Annotated in this window: 14 protein-coding genes; 8 read left to right on the top strand and 6 right to left on the bottom strand. The window is 70.5% G+C overall.

All coding sequences use genetic code 11. The annotated features are described in order from the left end of the window. Positions 1-56: 56 nt before the first annotated feature. Positions 57-4,784 (bottom strand): glutamate synthase-related protein, encoded by a 4,728-nt coding sequence (locus IC605_RS12715; RefSeq protein ID WP_216324455.1) that lies wholly within the window; start codon positions 4,782-4,784, stop codon positions 57-59. 323 nt (positions 4,785-5,107) lie between these two features. Between IC605_RS12715 and IC605_RS12710 the strand changes: the two genes are divergently transcribed. Both IC605_RS12710 and IC605_RS12705 read left to right on the top strand, forming a co-directional pair. Beyond that, positions 5,108-6,718 carry an NAD(P)/FAD-dependent oxidoreductase gene (locus IC605_RS12710; RefSeq protein ID WP_246580780.1) on the top strand — a complete coding sequence of 537 codons (1,611 nt, stop codon included), beginning with the start codon at positions 5,108-5,110 and terminating at the stop codon, positions 6,716-6,718. A gap of 214 nt (positions 6,719-6,932) precedes the next feature. Then, complete coding sequence (locus tag IC605_RS12705) at positions 6,933-7,265, top strand: hypothetical protein (RefSeq protein ID WP_246580779.1); 333 nt, start codon at positions 6,933-6,935, stop codon at positions 7,263-7,265. 141 nt (positions 7,266-7,406) lie between these two features. Here the strand turns inward: IC605_RS12705 and IC605_RS12700 are convergent, their stop codons facing one another. Both IC605_RS12700 and IC605_RS12695 read right to left on the bottom strand, forming a co-directional pair. Beyond that, positions 7,407-8,321, bottom strand: coding sequence for a DMT family transporter (locus tag IC605_RS12700; RefSeq protein WP_216324452.1), 915 nt, complete (start codon positions 8,319-8,321; stop codon positions 7,407-7,409). 83 nt (positions 8,322-8,404) lie between these two features. Then, complete coding sequence (locus IC605_RS12695) at positions 8,405-10,792, bottom strand: putative bifunctional diguanylate cyclase/phosphodiesterase (protein WP_216324449.1); 2,388 nt, start codon at positions 10,790-10,792, stop codon at positions 8,405-8,407. A 526-nt stretch (positions 10,793-11,318) separates the two neighbouring features. Here IC605_RS12695 and IC605_RS12690 point away from each other — a divergent pair. The 3 genes from IC605_RS12690 to IC605_RS12680 are packed head-to-tail and all read left to right on the top strand — an operon-like array spanning position 11,319 to position 14,859. Then, complete coding sequence (locus tag IC605_RS12690; RefSeq protein ID WP_216324446.1) at positions 11,319-12,368, top strand: branched-chain amino acid ABC transporter permease; 1,050 nt, start codon at positions 11,319-11,321, stop codon at positions 12,366-12,368. Further along, entirely contained in the window at positions 12,365-14,149 is a 1,785-nt protein-coding gene (locus IC605_RS12685; RefSeq protein ID WP_216324443.1) for a branched-chain amino acid ABC transporter ATP-binding protein/permease, read from the top strand. Before IC605_RS12690 ends, IC605_RS12685 begins: the two co-directional genes overlap by 4 nt. After that, complete coding sequence (locus tag IC605_RS12680) at positions 14,146-14,859, top strand: ABC transporter ATP-binding protein (protein ID WP_216324441.1); 714 nt, start codon at positions 14,146-14,148, stop codon at positions 14,857-14,859. The genes IC605_RS12685 and IC605_RS12680 overlap by 4 nt, the downstream gene beginning before the upstream one ends. A 227-nt stretch (positions 14,860-15,086) precedes the next feature. Here IC605_RS12680 and IC605_RS12675 read toward each other — a convergent pair whose 3' ends face one another. The 3 genes from IC605_RS12675 to IC605_RS12665 are packed head-to-tail and all read right to left on the bottom strand — an operon-like array spanning position 15,087 to position 17,460. After that, positions 15,087-16,295 carry a zinc-dependent alcohol dehydrogenase gene (locus IC605_RS12675; protein ID WP_216324438.1) on the bottom strand — a complete coding sequence of 403 codons (1,209 nt, stop codon included), beginning with the start codon at positions 16,293-16,295 and terminating at the stop codon, positions 15,087-15,089. Beyond that, the gene (locus IC605_RS12670; protein WP_216324435.1) at positions 16,292-17,047 is read right to left on the bottom strand and encodes an SRPBCC family protein; all 756 of its coding nucleotides are present in this window, start codon (positions 17,045-17,047) and stop codon (positions 16,292-16,294) included. Before IC605_RS12670 ends, IC605_RS12675 begins: the two co-directional genes overlap by 4 nt. Continuing rightward, entirely contained in the window at positions 17,047-17,460 is a 414-nt protein-coding gene (locus tag IC605_RS12665; RefSeq protein WP_216324433.1) for a hypothetical protein, read from the bottom strand. The genes IC605_RS12670 and IC605_RS12665 overlap by 1 nt, the downstream gene beginning before the upstream one ends. Before the next feature lie 523 nt (positions 17,461-17,983). Here IC605_RS12665 and IC605_RS12660 point away from each other — a divergent pair. The 3 genes from IC605_RS12660 to IC605_RS12650 all read left to right on the top strand — a co-directional run bounded on the left by IC605_RS12660 (position 17,984) and on the right by IC605_RS12650 (position 21,182). Then, positions 17,984-18,421: a hypothetical protein gene (locus tag IC605_RS12660; protein WP_216324430.1), complete on the top strand. Its 438-nt coding sequence runs from the start codon at positions 17,984-17,986 to the stop codon at positions 18,419-18,421. A gap of 94 nt (positions 18,422-18,515) precedes the next feature. Continuing rightward, positions 18,516-18,740, top strand: a complete 225-nt coding sequence (locus IC605_RS12655; RefSeq protein WP_216324427.1) for a hypothetical protein — start codon at positions 18,516-18,518, stop codon at positions 18,738-18,740. Between the two features lie 540 nt (positions 18,741-19,280). Further along, positions 19,281-21,182 carry a glycoside hydrolase family 2 TIM barrel-domain containing protein gene (locus IC605_RS12650; protein WP_216324424.1) on the top strand — a complete coding sequence of 634 codons (1,902 nt, stop codon included), beginning with the start codon at positions 19,281-19,283 and terminating at the stop codon, positions 21,180-21,182. The last annotated feature ends 629 nt before the right edge of the window (positions 21,183-21,811 follow it).

Raw genomic sequence — 21,811 nt, 5'->3', positions numbered from 1 at the left:
CTTGATCTTGAGGCGAAGGCGGCGGGAGACTGGCCCTCGCCGCTCCGGTGCATGGCTTACTTCGTCAGGACGCCCTGGCCGGTGGACTGGCCGACCTCCGCCGGTCCGCGCCCCGCGTCAGAGTGCAACTCGCCCAGCGCCCGTTCGTACTCGCGCGGGAAGACCTTGACGAACCTCGGCATCTCCCGTTCCCAGTTGTCGAGCAGGTCGCGCGCCCGCAGCGAGCCCGTCCACGAGTGGTGGTCTTCGAGGAGCTGCCGGAGCTGCGCCTCGTCCGTCTGCCCCCGGTGCCAGAAGCGGCGCTCGATGGTCGTCTCCTGCTCGCCTGCGGGAACTACCCGGTCCAGGCTCACCATCGCCGTGTTGCAGCGCGAGGCGAAGGTGCCGTCCTCGTCGTACACGTAGGCGATGCCGCCCGACATGCCCGCCGCGAAGTTGCGCCCGGTGCGGCCCAGCACGACCACCGTGCCGCCCGTCATGTACTCGCAGCCGTGGTCGCCCGTGCCCTCGACGACCGCCGTCGCCCCCGAGAGCCGCACCGCGAACCGCTCGCCCGCCACGCCCCGGAAGAACGCCTCACCCGAGGTGGCGCCGTACAGGACGGTATTGCCGACAATGATGTTCTTCGTCGCGTCGCCCCGGAAGTCGATGCTCGGACGCACCGCGACCCGCCCGCCCGACAGCCCCTTGCCGGTGTAGTCGTTCGCGTCGCCGATCAGGTACAGCGTCACCCCGGGCGCCAGGAACGCCCCGAAGCTCTGCCCGCCGTGCCCCTCCATCTGGATGAAGATGGTCATGTCGGGCAGGCCGTCCGGGTGATGATGGATCACCTCACCCGACAGCATCGCGCCGACCGTGCGGTTCACGTTCCGCGCGTCTTCGAGGAGCTGCACCTTCTCGCCGCGTTCGAGGGCCGGACGGCACTTCTCGATCAGCGTCACGTCGAGCGCCCGCTCCAGGCCGTGGTCCTGCGTCTCCACATGGCGGCGGGCGACCTCACCGGGCACGGCGGGCACGTGGAAGAGGCGGCTGAAGTCGAGCCCCTGCGCCTTCCAGTGTGCGATGCCCTGGCGGGTGTCGAGCAGGTCAGCGCGGCCGATCAGGTCGTCGAACTTGCGAATACCCAGGGAGGCCATCAGCTCGCGCACCTCCTCTGCCACGAAGAAGAAGTAGTTGATGACGTGCTCGGGCTTGCCTGTGAACTTCTGCCGCAGCACCGGGTCCTGCGTCGCCACCCCCACCGGACAGGTGTTGAGGTGACACTTCCGCATCATGATGCAGCCCTCGGCGACGAGCGGCGCGGTGGCGAAGCCGAACTCGTCCGCGCCCAGCAAGGCGCCGATCACCACGTCGCGCCCGGTCTTCATCTGCCCGTCGGCCTGAACCCGGATGCGGCTCCGCAGGCGGTTGAGCACCAGCGTCTGCTGCGTCTCCGCCAGCCCCAGTTCCCACGGCGAGCCCGCGTGCTTGATGGAGGACCAGGGGGAAGCGCCCGTCCCGCCGTCGTGCCCGGCGATCACCACGTGGTCGGCCTTCGCCTTCGCCACGCCCGCCGCGATGGTGCCGACGCCGACCTCGGAGACCAGCTTCACCGACACGTCGGCGCGCGGGTTCGCGTTCTTGAGGTCGTGGATGAGCTGCGCGAGGTCCTCGATGGAGTAGATGTCGTGGTGCGGGGGAGGGGAGATCAATCCCACGCCGGGGACGGAGTGCCGCAGCATTCCGATGTACTCGCTGACCTTGCCGCCGGGGAGCTGTCCGCCCTCGCCCGGCTTGGCCCCCTGCGCCATCTTGATCTGAATCTGGTCGGCGGAGACGAGGTATTCCGTCGTCACCCCGAAGCGGCCCGACGCGACCTGCTTGATCTTCGACCGCAGCGAGTCGCCGTCCTGAAGCTCGTAGTCGGCCTGAGCCTCGATGCGGCCCTCACCGAGAATGTCCGCGAGCCGGGTGCCCGCCGTGATCGTCTCGCCCCCCATTTCGCCCCGGTAGCGTGCCGGGTCCTCGCCGCCCTCGCCCGTGTTCGACTTCCCGCCGATGCGGTTCATGGCGACGGCGAGGGTGGTGTGCGCCTCGGTGCTGATCGAGCCGAGCGACATGGCCCCCGTGGCGAACCGCTTGACGATCTCGGCGGCGGGTTCTACTTCGTCGAGCGGAATCGCCTTCTCCGGGTCCGCCTTCAGCTCGAAGAGGCCGCGCAACGTCATGTGCCGCCGCGACTGGTCGTTGATGATGCGGGCGTACTCGCGGTACGTCTCAAATCTTCCCGAGCGCGTCGCGTGCTGGAGCTTGGCGATGGCGTCGGGCGTCCACATGTGCTCCTCGCCCTTCGCCCGCCAGGCGTACTCACCGCCCACGTCGAGCATGTTCGCCAGGAAGGGGTCCTCGCCGAACGCCGCGCGGTGGACCCGCAACGCCTCCTCCGCCACCTCGAACACGCCGATGCCGCCCACCTGGGTCGCGGTGCCCCGGAAGTACTTCTGCACGAGGTCCTCGCTCAGCCCGACCGCCTCGAAAATCTGGGCGCCGCAGTACGACATGTAGGTGCTGATGCCCATCTTCGACATGACCTTGGACAGCCCCTTGCCCACGCCCTTGACGTAGTTGGAGACGGCCTTCTCCGGCGCCTCCGGATGCAGGTCCGAGATCGTTTCCAGCGCGAGGTAGGGGTGAATCGCCTCCGCCCCGTACCCGGCCAGAACGGCGAAGTGGTGCACCTCCCGCGCCGAGCCCGTCTCCACGACGAGGCCGGTGGTCGTCCGCAGGCCCTCCTTGACGAGGTGCTGGTGGATGGCGGAGAGGGCGAGCGCGGCGGGAATCGCCACGTGGTCGCGGTCCATGCCTCTATCCGTCAGGATCAGGATGTTGTGCCCGCTCTCCAGGGCGTCCACGGCCTCCGCCCGCAGGGAGGCGAGCTTGGCCTCGATACCCTCGTTGCCCCACAGCGCCGGGTAGCAGATGTTCAGCTCGTACGGTTTGAACTTCCCGTTCGTCTGCTCCCCGATCCCCCGCAGCCGCGCCATGTCCTCGACTTCGAGGACGGGCTGCGAGACCTCCAGCCGTAGCGGCGGGTTCACCGCGTTGATGTCGAGCAGGTTGGGCTTAGGCCCGATGAAGGACACCAGCGACATGACGATGGCCTCGCGGATCGGGTCGATGGGCGGGTTCGTCACCTGTGCGAAGAGCTGCCGGAAGTAGTTGTAGAGCGGCTTGTTCCGGCTGGACAGCACCGCGAGCGGCGAGTCGTTGCCCATCGAGCCGACGCCCTCCTCACCCGCGGCGGCGAGGGGGTTGAGCAGGAACTTCAGGTCTTCTTGCGTGTACCCGAACGCCTGCTGCCGGTCGAGCAGGGCCTCGCGGGGGACCGGGGCCTCCACCCGGCTCGCCATGTCGTCGAGCTTGACCCGCACGTTCTCGATCCACTGCCGGTAGGGCTTGGCGGAGGCGTACCGGGACTTGAGCTCCTCGTCCTCGATGATCCGCCCCTCGTCCAGGTCGAGGAGGAACATCCGCCCCGGCTGGAGGCGCCACTTCTTCACGATGCGGTGCTCGGGGATGGGCAGCACGCCCGCCTCGGAGGCCAGGACCACGAGGTCGTCCTTGGTGACGATATAGCGCGCCGGACGCAACCCGTTGCGGTCGAGGGTCGCGCCGATCTGCCGCCCGTCGGTGAACGCAATGGCGGCGGGGCCGTCCCAGGGCTCCATCATCGCCGCGTGGTACTCGTAAAAGGCGCGGCGGCGTTCGTCCATGCCGGTGTGCTGCTCCCACGCCTCCGGAATCAGCATCATCATCGCGTGCGCGAGGGGATAGCCCGCCATCGTCAGCAGTTCGAGCGCGTTGTCGAAGGTCGCCGTGTCCGACTGCCCGCGCAGGCTGATGGGGTAGAGCTTGGGGAGGTCGCCGTTGAGAACCGGCGACTTCATCACGCCCTCCCGCGCCCGCATCCAGTTGAAGTTGCCCTTGACCGTATTGATCTCGCCGTTGTGCGCGACCATCCGGTAGGGGTGCGCGAGATACCACTCCGGGAAGGTATTCGTGGAGAATCGCTGGTGAACGAGCGCGAGGGCCGAGACCACCCGCTCGTCTTGCAGGTCGAGGTAATACTGCCCGACCTGCCCGGCGAGCAGCAGGCCCTTGTAGATCACCGTGCGGCAGGACATGGAGGGGACGTAATACTCGCGCCCGTGGGTGAGCTTGAGCCGCAGGATGGCGAGCGAGGCCCGCTTGCGGATGACGTACAGCTTGCGCTCCAGGGCGTCAGGAACGAGGGTGTCCGTCCCGTGACCGATAAAGACCTGCCGGATGACGGGCTCCTTCGTCCGCACCGTCGGCGACATCGGCATCTCGCGGTCCACGGGCACGTCGCGCCAGCCCAGCAGCACCTGCCCCTCCGCCTTGATCGCCCGCTCCAATTCCTGCTCGCAGGCGAGGCGCGAGGCGTGCTCCTTGGGCAGGAAGATCATGCCCACGCCGTACTCGCCGGGCCTGGGCAGGGTGACGCCCTGCTGGCCCATCTCGGCGCGGTAGAACTCGTCGGGAATCTGAATAAGAATTCCGGCCCCGTCGCCCATCAGCTCGTCGGCGCCGACGGCCCCCCGGTGGTCGAGGTTTTCCAGAATCCTGAGCCCCTGCGTGACGATGCTGTGGGCCTTCTCGCCCCGCATGTGGGCGATGAAGCCAACGCCGCAGGCGTCGTGTTCCTGCCCCTCGCGGTACAGGCCGTGCTCGCCGAGTGCCTCGATCTCGTGGTGGGAGGGCGGGTGCAGTTCGTCGTGGTTCATGAGGCACTCCTCTCTCGGCCTCGTGCGGCCTGATCCTTATGACTCAAGAGGATACGAACAATGCATAAATACTCGGGCGGGGTTGTCCATGTGTGGGATAGACGGCAGGACGTTCCCGCCGGGGTTCTACGCGCAGGGCCCCCTCCGCGGAAGGACAATCGCCCCTGCATGTTCTGCTGAGTCACAGGGCTCCGGCTTTCAATCAGGGGAGAGGACAGGAGGACGCCGGGGCGCCCTGCGCGAAGCTTTGTGAACTTCTGGGCAAGCAGGGCCGGGAGAGGTTGCTAGAGTCGGGGGACCATGAACAACCTGAGGGGAACAGCTTGAGCCGGTCCGCCCTGCTCGCCCGGTTGCGGGTGTTCTTCGCGCTGGCCCACCACGCCGAGGTGCGTGGGCAGCGAGACGAGGAGGTGCTCGAACGGACCCACGACGCCCGGCGGCGGGCGCTGCTGCGGGCCGGGGCCCTCGGGGCGGCGGGGCTGACCCTGGCGCCTCGCGGGGTCTCGGCGCAGACGCTTCCCCCGGCGGCGCGGGCCAGCGTGACCGGGGACGACCCCGTGGTCGTCGTGGGGGCGGGGCTCGCGGGCCTCACGGCGGCGTACCGGCTGCGGCAAGCGGGGGTGCCCGTGCGCGTGTACGAGGCGGGGCCGCGCGTGGGCGGGCGCGTTTCCACCCGGCACGGCGTCTTCGGGGGGCGGCACGTGGAGCTGGGCGGCGAGTTCATCGACTCGGGCCACACGTCCATCCGGCGCCTCGCGGGCGAACTTGGAGTGCCGCTCCGTGACCTCCTCGCGGACGACGCCCGCGACCGCCTGATCCCCGAGGTCTTCGACTTCGGCGGGAGGGTGTACACCGACGCCGAGGTGCTGGAGGCCTTCCGCCCCCTGGCGCGGCGGATCGGCGCGGACCTCGCCGCGCTGGACGTGGAGTCCGTGAGTCACCTCACCCCCGGCAACGCGGCGGGCCTCGACCGGACCTCCCTGCACGACTACCTCGACCGGCCCGACGTGCCTCCCTTCCTGCGCGACCTGATCGAGGTGGCCTACGTCACCGAGTACGGCCTGGAGGCGACCGAGCAGTCGAGTCTCAACCTGAGCTACCTCATCGGCACGTCCCCCGAGCGGTTCGAGATCTTCGGGGCCAGCGACATGCGTTACACCGCCGAGGAGGGCAACGGGGCCATCCCGCAGCGGTTGGGACAGGCCCTGGCGCAAGACCTCGACCTCGGCGCCCGCCTCGAAGCCCTGAGCCGGGGCAGCGACGGGCGCTACACCCTGACCTTCGCGCGCGGGGCCAGCTCGCAGGAGGTGCGCGCCTCCCGCGTCATCCTGGCGCTGCCCTTCAGCGTCCTGCGGGGGGTGGCCCTGCGCCTGCCGCTGCCCGAGGTCAAGCGCCGCGCCATCGAGACCATCGGCTACGGCACGAATGCCAAGCTCATCGCGGGCTTCTCCGAGCGCGTGTGGCGCACCCGTCACCGCTCGAACGGGTACACCTACTCCGACCGGACCTTCCAGACGACCTGGGAGAGCAGCCGCACGCTGGCCGCCAGCGGCCCCACGGGCGCCCTGACGAACTTCGTGGGCGGGCGGCGTGGGCTCGAGGTCGGCACCGGAAGCGCCGAGGCCCACACCGCCGCCTGGCTCACCGAGATGGAGGCGATCTACCCCGGCATCGGGGCCGCGCGGGACCGCGCCCCGGCCCTCCGCGCGCACTGGCCGAGCCATCCCCTGAGCCGGGGCTCGTACTCCGCCTACCGGGTGGGGCAGTGGACCACCATCGGCGGCGCCGAGGCCGAGCCCGTGGACGGGCTCCACTTCGCGGGGGAACACACCGGCGGCGCCTTCCAGGGCTTCATGGAGGGTGCCTGCGCGAGCGGCGAGCGTGCCGCAGCGGAGGTGCTCGCCGCCCTGGGGTCCCGCCGGGTGCCAGGCTGACCGCCACCGCCGAGCTCCCTGCCACAGGAAGACCCCCTGACGGGGGAATTGGAAGAGACTGAAGAAGGTGTGAGAATTCCTGTCAGGGTGAGCGCCACGTGGCGGCCACCCGCTTCTGCGCCCGGGTTCCCCAGATGGTGTGGCGCTCACCCGTTCCTGATGAAATGTTAATTTTTGCCTTGACGAAGCCGGACCGTTTTGTCAATTCTGGCCTATGCTCGCCTACAACAAGGATATGTTCGTCCGCATCGAGGAGTTCGGTGGGCCGCGCGCGCCCATGCCCCGGCCGCTAGAGAGCGGGTTTTCCAGAAACCGCCTGTACCGGGTGCTGGGCATCTACTCGCCGTCCGAGACCTCCGAGGCCTACTTCATCCTGCCCAACGACCGCGACGAGCTCTGGTTCATCAGCCAGCGGCACGTGCGCTTCGGCGCGTTGGAGGACACCGGGGCGCAGCATCTGCCCCTGCCCGTGCGGCCTGTCCTCGAACTGGCCCGCCCCGAGCGGCCCGACGGGGTGCCGACCATCCAGGCAGGCGGCCCCGCCTGATCCGGTCACCGTCCGTGCCCGTTGCCCCACCGGCGTTTGTGCGGTGGGGCAACGGCTTTCCCGAAGACGGTCGGCGCAGCCCCGGGGCGTTCGGTTCCGTCCACCTTCCGCCCCACCTCGGCGTGACCTTCCGCGTGGCCCTCAGGGGGGTGCGCCGCGCCCCGGCCACGCCGCGATCAGCGTGAGGGAGACCAGCGTGAGCACGGCCCCGCCCCACTGGAGGGGGGTGAGCCATTCCCCCAGGACCAGGAAGGCGAGGACGATCACAAAGACCGGCCCCAGCGTGAAGAGCAGCGACACGGCGCTGGCGCTCAGCCGCCGCAGCGCGGTCAGGAAGAGCCAGAAGGGCACGGCGTATTGAAAGAGGCCCGCCAGGGCCGCCCACGCCCAGGTGGCGGGCGCCACCCCGCCCAGGGTCGCGCCCTCCCCGCGCTCCAGCGCCAGCGCCCACGCGGCGAGCACGACCCCGAGGCCGAACGTCTGGTGCAGCGCCGTCAGCAAGAGCGGGTGGGTGTCCGGCGCGGCGGCGGCGGGACGGCTCACCACCCCGTACAGCGAGGCGAAGACCGTGCCGCCGAGCACCAGCCCCACCCCGGCCCAGGTGCTCGCCCCGTCCTCCTGCGGGGCTCCCAGGGCCACGAGTATCACGCCCAGGGTGGCGAACCCGGCGAGGACCGCCGTGGCCCGGCCCACCCGTTCCCCCAGCAGCGCCCGCGCGAAGATCAAACCGAAAACCGTCTCACACGAGTTGAGCAGCGAGAAGGTGTTCGCGCTCGTCAGGGAAAGCCCGAGCAGGAGCAGCAGGTTGGCGAGTCCCGGCTGCACCAGCCCCGGCCACCCCAGGTGCCACGTGCCGTGCGCCACGCCCCGGCGGCCCAGGAGCAGGGCACCCCACAGCACGGTCACGCTGATCCCGAGCTGCCAGGCGAGCAGGGTAATCGGCGGAAGGCTCTCCAGCAGCACCTTTTCCACCACCGTCGAGCTGCTCCACAGGGCCACGGCGAGCGCCCCCAGCGCCAGGGCGCCGAGCGGAAGGGTCTGGGCACGCTCGTCCATCACGACGGGGCCGAGGATAAGGCTTCGGCGGCGCCGCGTGGGCCAGGGGGCACCCGGCGGACGCGGGCCGTGCCCCCGCCGCCCTACGCCCCCAGGGGGACGGTCTCCCCGGTGAGGTGGCGGCGCAACTCCTCCGGGGGGAGGGGCCGGGCGTAGAGGTAGCCCTGGGCCAGGGGGCAGCCCAGCGCCAGCAGCATGTCGCGCTGCGCCGCGGTCTCGAGCCCCTCGGCCACCACCGTCAGCCCCAGGTCCCCGGCCAGGTGGATCACCGACGCCACGATCACCTGCCGCCGCGTGTCGCGCTCGGCCCCCGTCACGAACGAGCGGTCGAGCTTGAGCTTGTCCAGCGGCAATTCCCGCACCAGTTCCAGGCTGGCGTACCCGGTCCCGAAGTCGTCGAGTGCCACCGACACCCCCAGGGCGCGCACCTCCGCCAGTTGCCGCGTCGCCGCCCCCAGGTCTGCCATCACCGCCGTCTCGGTCACCTCCAGTTCCAGCCCCGACGGGCACAGTCCCGCCGAGCGCAGCGTGGCCGCCACCTCACGCGCGAAGTGGGGGTCACGCAGTTGCACGGCACTCACGTTCACCGCGACCTTGACCCCCCGCCCCTCGCGCTGCCAGCGCGCGGCGAGCGTGCAGGCCTCGCGCAGCACCCAGGCCCCGATCTCGCGGATCAGTCCCCGCTCCTCGGCCAGGGGGATGAAGTCGGCGGGGGACACCGCCCCGTGCACGGGGCTTTGCCAGCGCAGCAACGCCTCGCAGCCCACCGTCTGGCCCGAGGCGAGGGCCACCACCGGTTGATAGGCGAGCCACAGTTCGCCCCGTCCCAGCACGTCCTGAAGGCTGCGCTCCAGTTCGTTGCGGCGCTGGGCTTCTTGCGAGAGGCCCGCGTGGTACCGCTGCACGCCGCCCCCGGTGGCCTTGGCCCGGTACATGGCGAGGTCGGCGTACTGGAGCAGGGCCGACTCGTCGGCGCCGTCGGCGGGCCACAGACTGAGGCCCGCGCTGGCCTGGACCCGCAGCTCGGCGGCGCTCGTGGGCAGGGGGGGGGCCAGGGTGCCCAGCAGGGCGCGGGCGCGGCGCCCGGCCGTCTCCCCGTCCGCGACACCCGGCAGGAGCAGGGCGAACTCGTCGCCGCCCAGACGCGCGAGCAGGGCACCCGGGGGCAGGGCCTGCGCCAGACGCGCGGCCCCCAGGCGCAGCACCTCGTCGCCGACCTCGTGGCCGAGGGTGTCGTTGATGCCCTTGAAGTTGTCGAGGTCGATCAAGACCACCGCGAAGGGCTCCCCCCGGCCCATCAAGGCCCCCAGGGTCTGCTTGAAGGCGAAGCGGTTGGGCAGCCCCGTGAGCTCGTCGTGGGCGGCCTGGTGCTCCAGGCGCCGCTGGCTGTGCTCGGTCTGGTCCAGCAGCGCGTTCAAGGCGTGCCCCAGGTCGCTGAGTTCGTCGCGCCCTCCCACCGGAAAGCGGCTGGTGAGCTGGCCCCCCCGCATGATCTTGCGCACCTGCCTGCGGTAGCGCCCCAGCCGCCGCAGGACCAGCCGCTCGACCAGCGTCATCGTCAGGACCGTGAAGAGCAAGACGACGGCGAACACGGCGATCAGGATCGTCCTGGCCGTCACGACGCCGTTGGCGTGGTCCTCGCGGTCGGCCCCCACCATCAGCGTCAGGCTGGGGCGGCCCGCCAGGTCCCGCACGACCGTGAAGCCCTCCAGCCGCCCCTCGTCGCGCGCCTGAACGAGCACCCCCCCCGGCGCCCGCGCCACCCGCTCCACCAGGCGTTCCGGCGTGGGCATGACCGTCAGGGCGAGCCCGGCGTCGCGTTTGAGTTCCCTCAGCAGGGTGGGGGTCAGTTCGCGGCCCATCACCAGGGTTCCCGCCGACGGCCCCCGGCCCGCGCTCGTCAGGATCGGCCGAGCGGCGAGCAGCCAGGACCCCGAGGCCAGCGTCACGATCCCCCGCCGCATGTCCTCTTCCCCCTGGGGCCGCAGCAGGGAGCCCGACCGCCGCAACAGCTCGCCGGTGAGCTCCTCCGACGGGACCAGCCGGTGCCCGGCGAGATCGTAGGCCTGGGTCGTCACGAGGTCGCCCCGCCGGTTCAAAAAGACGATCAGGTTCAGCCGCCCCGCCTCGAAGCTGCCCGGAATCAGATTGGAAGCCTCGTAGGCACGGCTGGGCCGCTGCACGTACGCGTGCGTGTCGTCCCACGCCGACCAGTTCAGGACGTAGGTACTCAGGCTCTCTAGCTCGGTCTCCAGCGCCCGGGCCACCCGCAGCGTATCCGCGTGCATTCGCCGCTCCTCCTGACGGTCGAAGCGCGTCACGACGAGCGTGGGCAGCAGGGCCCCCAACGATCCCATCAGACACAGCCCCGCCAGCGCCAACGAGAGCAGCACCTTGAGCCGCAGCGAAAACCAGACGGCCCGGCGCGAGCGGCTCGGCGGCAGACGCAGGCTGCTGGAAAAGCCCCTCATTCTTCAAGGATAGCCAGCATTCCTCACAGAAATCTTACAGACCCTCTCCCCGATCCCGTCACGCCGGACGGCTCGGCAAGGGTGGATTTCTTGCCTAAGGTTGCTTAGGCAAGAAAAAGTCCGGAAGAGGGGCGCACCTGGCCTTGCCGCGTCGTCAGCGAATCACACCGGGACAAGTGCGAGGGATCGTCCGGAGGTTCCGCCGCCATCGATCACCTGGGGGCTTCCCGTGGCAGGTTCCGGATCTGGCGGGTGCTCTCGCCCCACCCTCCCCCGGGTCCTCGTGGGGTGGGCGGCCTCGGTTCTCCGGCGGGCTGTAGACGGGTGGGCCCCGGCGCTGCCCGGGGAAGGACGCTCACGCCCACTCCCGCGCGCCGGGCGTTTCTGCACCGCCTCCGCCGGCGGTGACGGCCGTGTGCCAAAGCACGTATTGTGGGCAAAGCACCCTTGTTCCCCCGTACTGGCGCGGCCCGTCCCCAGGGAGCGTTCCGACGTTGCCCTCGCCCTTTTCCCGACCTGGAGGCCCATGCAAATCTTCGACCCGACGATCTTTCCCGTGCTGGCGGCGGACGGCCTGACGAACGGCGCCGTGTACGCCCTGCTGGCCCTGGCGACGGTGCTCGTCTTCGCGGTCACGCGCGTGATCTTCGTGGCGCTGGGCGAGTTCGTGGTCTTCGGCACCCTGACGCTGGCGTCTTTCCAGCTTGGCCGGGTGCCGGGCACCCTGTCGCTGCTGCTCGTTTTGCTGGCGCTCGCCGCCGTCATGGAGGCGTTCAGCCAGGTGCGGCGGGGGCAGGCGCGGCGGGCCGTCCTGACCGTGGGGGGAGCGGCCCTGCTCGGGGCGGCCCTGTCCGTGCTGGCGGGGTGGCTCGTGCCCCTCAGGCCCCCGCTGTGGAGTCAGGTCCTCCTGACGCTCGCGCTCGTGGCGCCGCTCGGGCCGCTGATCTACCGCACCGTGTACCAGCCGCTGCAAAACGCGACCGTCCTCGTCCTCCTGATCGCGTCGGTCGCCCTGCACCTCGCCCTGACCGGGCTGGCGCTCGTCTTCTTCGGGCCGGAGGGCTCGCGCACGCCTCCCTTCGCCCCCGGCAACGTCACCCTCGGGCAGGTCACGCTGAGTCGCCAGAGCCTGCTCGTCATCCTGGTCTCCGCGGGGTTGATGCTGGGGCTGTACCTCTTTTTCGAGCGCACCATGCCCGGCAAGGCGCTGCGGGCCACCGCCGTCAACCGCCTCGGCGCGCGGCTGGTCGGGATCAGCCCGTCCTCGGCGGGGACGTTGACCTTCGCGCTGGCGGCCCTGATCGGGGCGCTGGGCGGCATGCTGATCGGCCCCAGCGTCGCCATGACCTACGACTCGGGCTTCCTGATCGGGCTCAAGGGCTTCGTGGGGGCGATCATCGGCGGGCTGGTGAGTTACCCGCTGGCGGCGGTGGGGGCGGTGCTCGTCGGCCTGATCGAGAGTTTCGCCTCGTTCAGCCTCTCGGCCTGGAAGGAAGTGATCGTCTTTACCCTGATCCTGCCCGTGTTGCTGTGGCGCTCGCTGACCACCCGGCACGTCCCGGAGGACGAGGAATGACCCGCTTTCCCGCCCGCCCGGTGCTGACGGCCCTCGCCGTTCTGGTGGCCCTCGCCTTGCCGCTCGCGCTGCCGCTCTTTCAGGTCACCCTGCTCGTGAACATCCTGATCTTCGCGCTCGTGGTCACGGGGCTCGTGCTCCTCACCGGCATCGTGGGCCTGACGAGCTTCGGGCAGGCGGCCTTTATGGGGGTGGGGGCGTACACGACGGCGGTCCTCACCACTCAGGCGGGATGGAGCCCGTGGCTGACCCTGCTGGTGGGCTTCGGCGTCACCGCCCTGCTCGCCCTGCTGCTGGGGCTCGCCACGCTACGGATGCAGGGGCATTACCTCCCGCTCGCCACCATCGCGTGGGGGATCAGCCTGTTTTACGTGTTCGGCAATACCCCGGCGCTCGGCGGCTTCACGGGCCTGACGGAGATTCCCCCGGTCGGATTGGCCGGGCTGAGGCTCACCTCGCCCCGTGCCTTCGCGTACCTCGCGCTCGCCGCTCTGGGGCTGTGTGCCTTGGGCGCACAGTTCCTGCTCTCCAGCCGCACCGGGCGGGCGATGCGGGCGCTGCGGGGCGGGTCCCTCGTCGCGGAGGCCTTCGGGGTGAACGTCTTTTGGCTGCGGGTGCAGGTCTTCGTGCTCGCGGCGCTGATGGCCTCGCTCGCGGGGTGGCTCTACGCGCACAGCCAGCGCTTCGTGAATCCCACCCCCTTCAGCCTGAACGCGGGCATCGAATACCTGTTCATGGCGGTGGTCGGCGGCTCGCAGCACGTCTGGGGCGCCCTGCTGGGCTCGGGGCTGATTACGATGCTGCGCGAGTGGTTGCGTGACCTCCTCCCCGCCCTCGTCGGCGCGCAGGGCAACTTCGAGGTGATCGTCTTCGGTGTCCTCGTCATCCTGACCCTGCAATTCGCGCGGCGCGGGCTGTGGCCCCTCGTCGAGCGGGCGCTGCCCCAGTCGCCCTTCCGGCTGCTCCCCGAGACGCGGCCCCTCCCTATCCGGCCGAAGCCGACGCCGGGCACGCCCCTGCTCTCCGTCGAGCACGCGGCGAAGACCTTCGGCGGGCTGAGGGCCGTGCAGGGCGTGTCCTTCGAGCTGCGCGCCGGGGAAATCCTGGGGCTGATCGGCCCGAACGGGGCGGGCAAGAGCACCATGTTCAACCTGATCACGGGGGTGAGTCCGGCGACGGGCGGGCGGATCGTCTTCGCCGGGCGGGACGTGACGCGGCTGGACGCGGGGCAGATTCACCGCCTGGGCCTCGCGCGCACCTTCCAGCACGTCCACCTGCTCCCCGACCTCACCCTGCTGGCGAACACGATGATGGGCGGGTACGCGCGGGGCCGCGCCGGGATGCTCGCCAGCCTCCTGCACCTCGAGCGCGCCGAGGAGGCCGCCCTGCAACACGAGGCGCTGCGGCAACTGCGGCGGGTGGGGCTGGGCGAGCAGGCCTTCACCCTCGCCGGGAACCTGCCGCTGGGGCAACAGCGCCTGCTGGAGGTCGCCCGCGCGCTCGTCGCCGATCCCACCCTGCTCCTCCTCGACGAGCCTGCCGCCGGATTGCGCTACGGCGAGAAGATGGAACTCGCGGCCCTGCTGCGTCGCCTGCGGGACGAGGGGGTCACCCTCCTGCTCGTCGAACACGACATGGACCTCGTGATGAACCTCGTGGACCGGGTGGTCGTGATGAACTCCGGGGAGAAGCTCGCGGAGGGCCCCCCCGCCCAGATCCGGACGGACGCCGCCGTGCGCGAGGCGTACCTCGGCGTGGAGCTGGAAGAGGGCGCCGCGTGACGGTGCCGCTCCTCGACGTGCGGGGGCTGCACACCCGTTACGGGCGCGTGGAGGCGCTCGGCGGCGTGAGCGTGCAGGTCCCCGCCGGGCACATCGTCAGCGTGATCGGCGCCAACGGGGCGGGCAAGACCACCCTGCTGAACTCGGTCATGGGCGTGTTGCCGTCGCAGGGCGAGGTCAGCTACGCGGGCGAGTCCCTGCGCGGCGTGCCCCTCGAGGGCCGGGTCTCCCGGGGCATCAGCCTCGTCCCCGAGCGCCGTGACCTCTTCGCCTCCATGACGGTGGCGGACAACCTGCAACTCGGAGCCTACAGCCGCCGCCGCGAGAACTGGCGTGCGGACCTCGAAGACGTGTACACCCGCTTTCCCCGGTTGCGCGAGCGCCGCACCCAGCTCGCGGGGACCTTATCGGGCGGTGAGCAGCAGATGCTGGCCATCGGCCGGGCGCTGATGGGCAAGCCGAGGCTCCTGCTGCTGGACGAGCCTTCCCTCGGCCTCGCGCCCCTGATCGTGCGCGACATCCTGCGGATCGTGCAGGGGCTCCGGGACGGGGGCGTCACCATCCTCCTCGTCGAGCAGAACGCGCGGGCCAGCCTCGCCATCAGCGACGAGGCGTACGTGCTGGAGACGGGGCAGGTGAAGATGCAGGGCCCCGCCGCCGAACTCGCCCGCAACCCGGAGTTGACGGCGAGTTACCTGGGGGGACGGTAAAACTCCTCTGCCGCCGCCGCCAAAGCTTTCGGCGAAGGCATCAAAAGCTCCTCCCCCTCGAGGGGAGGGGGTGAACGGGCGGGGCGTCCGAGGACGGTGAGAAGGGCGAAGGCATCTTGCTGGCGGTTGAATTGGTCACACGCCCCCTCACCCCGGCCCTCTCCCTCGAGGGGAGAGGGAGAAAAAAGCGGGGCCCCCGCACTGGAGGGCCCCTTTTCTTGCCTGCCTTACGGCGCCTTCGTCGGCTCGTGATCCTTGGGGTCGGCCCAGGGGTCGAGGACGCACTTGATGCAGCCGTCGTGCTTGTGCTTGAAGATCTCGTAGGCGTGGGGCGCCTCTTCGAGGCTCAGGCGGTGGGTGATGATCCGGGTGGGATCGATCTCGCCGCGCTCGATATAGCCGGTCAGGGTGTCGAGGTAGCGGTGGACGTGCGTCTGCCCGGTCCGCATGGTGAGGCCCTTGTTCATGAAGGCGCCCACCGGAATCTTGTCCGCCAGCCCGCCGTATACGCCGGGGACGCTGACGGTCCCGCCCTTGCGACAGGCCATGATCGCCGCGCGCAGGGCGTGGGGGCGGTCGCTTTCGAGCACGCGGGTGGTCTGCTTCACCGCGTCGGCCACGCCGCCGGGGCCGCCCGCGTGGGATTCGAGGCCCACGGCGTCCATCACGGAGTCGGGGCCGCGCCCGCCGGTCATCTCCTTGAGGCGCTCGAAGACGGCATCCTCTTCGTAGTTCAGCGTCTCCGCGCCCAGTTGCCGGGCCATGTCCAGACGCTCGGGGAAGCGGTCGATGGCGATGACGCGCCCAGCTCCGAGGACAAAGGCACTCATGATGCCGAACAGCCCCACCGGCCCACAGCCGAACACGGCCACCACGTCGCCGGGGTGGATGTTGCAGTTCTCGGCCCCCATGTACCCGGTCGGCAGGATGTCGGTGAGGAAGAGGACCTGCTCGTCGGTCAGCCCCTCCGGCACTTTGTAGAGGTTCTGGTCGGCGTAGACGGTGCGCGCGAACTGCGCCTGCCCGCCCGCGTAGCCGCCCGTGATGTGCGAGTAGCCGTACAGACCCGCTCCCGCGTAGCCCCACAGCGCCTCGGCAAGCTTGGGGTTCGGGTTGGTGTTGTCGCAAAGGGAAGTCAGGCCGTGGTGGCAGTACCAGCACTTGCCGCACGAGATCGGGAAGGGCACGACCACCCGGTCGCCCACCTTCACGTCGCGGACCTCGCTGCCCACCTCCACGACCTCACCCATAAACTCGTGGCCCAGGATGTCGCCGTGGACCATGCTGGGCACGTAGCCGTCCACGAGGTGCAGGTCCGAGCCGCAGATCGCGGTCGCCGTCACCCGCACGATGGCGTCGGTGGGTTGCAGCAGCTCGGGGTCGGGCACCGTCTCCACCTGCACCCGGTTGATGCCCTGCCAGACGACGGCCTTCACGAGCTTCTCCGGTTGTCGTACATCTTCGCCTCCGCCTTCATCACGCCCTTGCGGGCGCTGGGCTGCCCCTCGGTCGTGGGTTCCTGCCCGACCTCCAGCAGCCGCTTGAGCCGCCGCAGGTCCTCTCCCACCTGCACGCCCGGGTCCTCGCCGAGCAGCCGCGCGACCACCGCGCCCAGGGTGCCTCCCGGCGGGCGGTAGGTCAGCGACACGTGGATCTCGGTGCCCCAGTCCCCCGGCGCGGGCCGGAACTCCACGTGTCCCTCGTTGGGAACGGTCGCCCCCTCCAGCGAGCGCCACGCGATCCGGCGCCCGGGCTCGTCCCCGGTGATCTCCGCGTCCCACTCCACGGTCGTGCCCGCCGGGGCCTTGGCGACCCAGTGCGAGCGTCGGCCGTCGCCATCCTGCACCTTGACGGATTCGAGGTGGTCCATGAAGCGCGGCAGGTTCTCGAAGTCGCGCCAGAAGGCGTACAGCTCGTCCACCGGCTTGCCGATGGTGACGGCCCGCGCCACGGCGATCTGGTCGTCCTCCGTGCGGCGGACCTGGGTGACGGCGCTGCCGACGCTGCGCCCCATCGCCGCGCCCGAGAGGAGCAGGGCGCCGCTCGTGCCCAGGAAGACGCCCGAATTTCCCTTCTGCCGCAGGCTCAGGAGAATCAACCCCACGCCCAGGCCGCCGAAGAGCAGCCGCTCGGCGGGGCTGGAGTTCTGCGGGCTGACCTGCGACCCGCTCGCCGTTGTCTGCGCCATCAGCGGTCCCCCCTTCCGGTGATCCGTTCCCACAGGGTCGGGGGTTCGGCCTGCTCCAGGGTCAGCGCCCGGGCCACCAGCACGTCCACGACCGTGATCGCGGTGATCATGGCAAGCGCGTTGCCCGCCCGTTTGCGCGCGGCGGGGTGCTCGTCCGTCTGCGCCGCCCCCAGGGTCGCGAGGTCGAGCACGTCGCCCGCCACCCGCGACCAAACCCAGGTCGCCCGCGCCCCCGGCTGGGTGAGGAGGCCCAGCCCCGCCACGATCTCGCGCAGGCCGTACGCCCGCACGAGGGGGGCCCGCTCGTCTTCCACGCCCAGGAACCGGAGCAACCTCCCGGGGGCGATCACCTCCACGGCGCCCAGCCCGATGCTGAACCAGCCCAGCCCGCGCGCCACCTGCTCTGCTGTCATCTGTGCCCTCCCTTCCAGGGTGCCGCAGCCCTTCCCCAAGGTGGGAGATTTCTGCTGGCGAGGCTCCTATCGTTGCCCTCCCGGAGGCGTGAGCACAAGAAGCTCCCCCTGTGCCGGGCCATAGGTTTGCTTCACGTTGCCGCCCCGGACACCAACCCCGCCCCCCGCTCGTGTGGGGAGATCGGCAGAGGGGACGGAGCGGGCCGCACTCCTCCCGGGTCTGTGGGCGTGCCCCTCCCCCCGCCCTGGCGGGTGGCCCCGTGCCCACAGGTTGAAGAGAGGCGGTGGTCTCCTGCCACGCCCCGGCGGGGCCCTCCGATGAGGCCCTGCGGCGTCAGGTGAGGCGAAGGGGGTGAAAAGTCTGATCGTGTCCCCACCGTCCCTCCATCCGGGGGGCGCCCCCGCCTCCTATGCTGGGCGGGATGACCCGCCCGTGCCCGGCGTCATCCTGCGACTCGTCGCCCTCCTGCTCTCTACGACGCCGGGGCCCCGCTGGCCCGCCCCCACGTGGAGGTTTGCGCCCATGACCCTTCCCTCCCCGAATGCCCTCGACTTTGCCCGGCTCCTGCGCGCCCGCGCGGAGCTGGAGGCGCGGGCCGGGCCCTACCTCGCGGGGGTGCAGGGCGCGGTCGGGGCGGCCCTGGAGCGGCGGGGCTTCGAGGAGGTGCACGTCAGGCACGCCCTCGACGTGCCGCCCCGGGAGAACGTGGCCGCCGACCTCACCCTCGTCGCCGTCGCCCGGCTGCCGGTGGAGGGCCTGCGCTCCCCCGTGCTCAAGGCCCTCCTCCCGATGGTCGTCACCTACTCCGAGCGCTTCGTCGTCGAGGGCGCCCGGATCAACCGCTTCTGCCTGCCCGAGCCCTTCACCCAGCCCGTGACGCCGGACCCCGCGGGGGTCGCAGAAGACCTGGTGCAGTTTCTCTCCGAGCGGTACATGGCACACCTTCTGCGCCAGCCCTGAGGGCGGGGGCCATCCCGGGGCGGCGTTGAAGCTTTCTTGGCCCAGGCGGGTGGGAGCGGGCCGAGCGTGCATCCTGAGCGCGGGAGGTACCCCTATGACGGACCAAGACACGGCCACCCCGCAGCCCTCCGGCCAGCCGGACCCGGAGGCGGACGTGGGCTACGGCAGCCCCGCCGACACCCGCCCCCCCGAGGCCGACGACCGCCGCACCCCCGACGACGACCGCTACGGCTACGGCAGCGAGGAGGGCTACGAGGTCGAGGAGGGCAGCCCCGGCGCCTCCTCGGGGGGAGGAAGCAAGCAGCCGGGCGAGGAGTAGCTGGAAGACCGGAGGCCGGGAGCAGGTGGGGCTGACCCAGGCGATTCCACGGCCTCCGGCTCCTTTCCCCTTCAAGAACGGGAGGCTGGCCTGGACGTGGGAGTCCGGGTCAGCCTCCCGGCGTTGGGCCCCGCCCCGCCCGCCGGTGTCGGTGAGCGGCCCGTCGCTTCCCCTCACCTCGTCGCGGGGTTCTCCGGGCCTCCGGGTTGCCTGATCCTCGCCGGGGGGGGGAGGGTGGGTGCGCCGCGCCGTCGGCCCGTGCCCCGCCACGTGGTGCCGGGCTTCACCCTCTCCCCGGGGACAGCCGTCTTCGTGCCTCGAACGCCGTCCACCCGCCCCCGGGGGGGCCCGGGTGTGAAGTCTGCCTCCGCCGGAGGCCGGGCCTGACGGTATTCTGCGGGCCTGCGTGCGGGGGCACCCCTGCCGGACGGGGAGAACGCTGACGGAAGACTTGGCCTATCCCCGGCACACTTTGCTGGCAGCCCCGCGCCCGTGGTCCCCGTCCCTCCGCCCCTTTCCCCCTCCAAGGAGAGTCCCCGCTTGCGCCACTCCACCCACCCCGAACCGCTGCTGGAGCGCGACCACTGGCGCGACCTGAACGGCACCTGGCGCTTTGCCTTCGACGACGAGGGCCGCTGGTTCCGCCCCGACGAGGTTGTGTTCGACCGGGAGATCGTGGTGCCCTACGCGCCGGAAAGCCGCCGCAGCGGGATTCACGACGAGGGCTTTCACCCGACCGTGTGGTACGGCACGACCCTGCACCTCACTGCCGAGGAGTGCGCGGGCCGGGTGCTGCTGCACTTCGGGGCAGTGGACTACCGGGCGACCGTGTGGGCGAACGGGCACGTCGTCGCCCTGCACGAGGGCGGGCACACGCCCTTCACGGCCGAGATCACCGAGCACGCGCGCGCGGGCGAGCCGGTCGAGATCGTGGTGCGCGCGCAGGACAATCCCCACGACCTCGCCAAGCCGCGCGGCAAGCAGGACTGGCAGCGCGAACCGCACTCGATCTGGTACCCCCGCACGACCGGCATCTGGCAGACCGTCTGGCTGGAGTGGGTGCCCGAGACGCACCTGCGGAGGCTGCGCTGGTCCGCCGACATGGAGAGCTGGGAGATCGGGGTCAACCTGCAAGTCTCCGGCCCCCTCCCCGCCGATCTGAGCGTGCGCGTGCGGCTCTACCGCGACCATGACCTCCTCGCCGACGACCGCTACGCCGTGCGCCACCCCGAGGTCAGCCGCCGGATCGCGCTCTCCGACCCCGGCATCGACGACTTCCGCAACGATTTGCTGTGGAGCCCGGGTCACCCCCAGCTCCTCGACGCGCGGGTGGACCTGATGCAGGGCGACACCGTGATCGACCGGGTGTACTCGTACACGGCGCTCAGATCGGTGCAGGTCAAGGGCAACCGCTTCCTGCTCAACGGGCGGCCCTACTACCTCAAGATGGTGCTCGACCAGGGCTACTGGCCGGACGGGATCATGAGCGCCAGCGACGACGAGCTGCGCCGCGACGTGGAGCTCACCCGTCAGCTCGGCTTCAACGGGGCCAGAAAACACCAGAAGATCGAGAGCCCGCGCTGGCTGTACTGGTGCGACCGCCTGGGCCTCCTCGTGTGGGAGGAGATGCCCAGCCCCTACCGCTTTACCCAGGTGGCGGTGCAGCGCCTCGTGCGCGAGTGGACCGAGGTCGTCGAGCGCGACATCTCGCACCCCTGCATCGTGGCGTGGGTGCCCTTCAACGAGTCGTGGGGGGTGCCCGACCTCCCCACCAACCCGGCCCACCGCGACTATGTGCGCACGCTCTACCACCTCACCAAGACCTTCGACCCCACCCGGCCCGTGATCGGCAACGACGGCTGGGAGCATGTGGCGACCGATATCATCACCATCCACGACTACGCCGACGACCCCGAGGACCTGCGGCGGCGTTACGGCACCCTGGAGTCCACCCGGATCTCCCTCCAGCAGCAGCAGCCTGCCGACCGGGTGATCACCCTGAGCGGCTTCCAGGCGGCCGAGCAGCCCGTCGTCCTCTCCGAGTTCGGCGGGATCGCCTACATCCCGGACCAGTCGAACGGCTGGGGCTACAGCGAGTCGCAGAGCGAGGTGGACTTCGTGGAGGACTACACGACCCTCCTGGCGGCGATCCACGAGTGCCACGGGCTGTCGGGCTTTTGCTACACCCAGCTCACCGACACCTTTCAGGAGAAAAACGGCCTGCTGTACGAGGACCGTACCCCCAAGGCCGACCTCCTCAAACTCGCCAAGAGCACCCAGGGCCGCCGCACCGCCCGCGAGATGACCATCGACCCCCTGATGAACCCCTTCGGCAACTCGCCGCGCTGGCTCAACCGCCAGTACAGCGCCCTCGTCGCGGGCGAGGAGGTGGCCCCCCTTGATCCCGGCGGCCTGGTCACGGGCGAGGCCTCCGAGGACTGAGACGAGGCAGAGCCCGGGGGACAACCGAAAGGGCAGGGGGCGGCGTGGAATTGGGCCACCCTGCCCCTTCGGTCACGGGCCGGGAAGCGTGCGCGACGATTCGGCGCGGCTCAGGCGGCTCGTCCCGGCCCGCCGTTAGCCCTGCGGCGTCCGCTCGCGCCACGTCGGCACGGCGTTCTCGATGGCCCGTCCCCGGGGCAGCGCGTTCAGAGGAGCAACGCCAGCTTGCGCCCCACGTGACGGGACACGGCATACAGCGCCAGCCTGCTCGGCTCGGTCTCCTGCGAGACGGTCAGCGCGTAGCACTCACACGCCCCCATCGCTCTCAGGCCCGGTGGGCGGCCCGGGGAAGCGGGAGGGAGATCGCCCAGCGTGGTGGGGACAGCCTCCCCCGTTCTAGAGAAAAACCCATGCGCCGTTTTTACCGAACCCTCCAAAGAGGACGAGCCTCACCAGATCGACTTAATTAATACAAGAGGGTTGAAAGGAAGGAAGGCAAGATTGTTTTCAACATGTGGGAAACAACTACGGTCCCACAGATCACGCTTTCACGCCAGCGCCTGAGCACCCGCTAACAGTCCCCTGCAAGATGGCACCCACCCTTTTGCAAAAGGCGAAAGTAACCGCGA

Origin of the sequence: Deinococcus aestuarii, assembly GCF_018863415.1 — a bacterium.
GTDB classification, from domain to species: Bacteria; Deinococcota; Deinococci; order Deinococcales; family Deinococcaceae; genus Deinococcus; species Deinococcus aestuarii.
The sequence above is the reverse complement of the archived record's forward strand: the minus strand, read 5'-3'. Positions and strand labels throughout refer to the sequence as shown.

Coding starts and splice junctions, on each gene's coding strand:
- IC605_RS12715 (WP_216324455.1), bottom strand. CDS start 4,784: ATGAACCACGACGAACTGCACCCGCCCTCCCACCACGAGATCGAGGCA.
- IC605_RS12705 (WP_246580779.1), top strand. CDS start 6,933: ATGCTCGCCTACAACAAGGATATGTTCGTCCGCATCGAGGAGTTCGGT.
- IC605_RS12700 (WP_216324452.1), bottom strand. CDS start 8,321: ATGGACGAGCGTGCCCAGACCCTTCCGCTCGGCGCCCTGGCGCTGGGG.
- IC605_RS12695 (WP_216324449.1), bottom strand. CDS start 10,792: ATGAGGGGCTTTTCCAGCAGCCTGCGTCTGCCGCCGAGCCGCTCGCGC.
- IC605_RS12690 (WP_216324446.1), top strand. CDS start 11,319: ATGCAAATCTTCGACCCGACGATCTTTCCCGTGCTGGCGGCGGACGGC.
- IC605_RS12685 (WP_216324443.1), top strand. CDS start 12,365: ATGACCCGCTTTCCCGCCCGCCCGGTGCTGACGGCCCTCGCCGTTCTG.
- IC605_RS12670 (WP_216324435.1), bottom strand. CDS start 17,047: ATGGCGCAGACAACGGCGAGCGGGTCGCAGGTCAGCCCGCAGAACTCC.
- IC605_RS12665 (WP_216324433.1), bottom strand. CDS start 17,460: ATGACAGCAGAGCAGGTGGCGCGCGGGCTGGGCTGGTTCAGCATCGGG.
- IC605_RS12660 (WP_216324430.1), top strand. CDS start 17,984: ATGACCCTTCCCTCCCCGAATGCCCTCGACTTTGCCCGGCTCCTGCGC.
- IC605_RS12655 (WP_216324427.1), top strand. CDS start 18,516: ATGACGGACCAAGACACGGCCACCCCGCAGCCCTCCGGCCAGCCGGAC.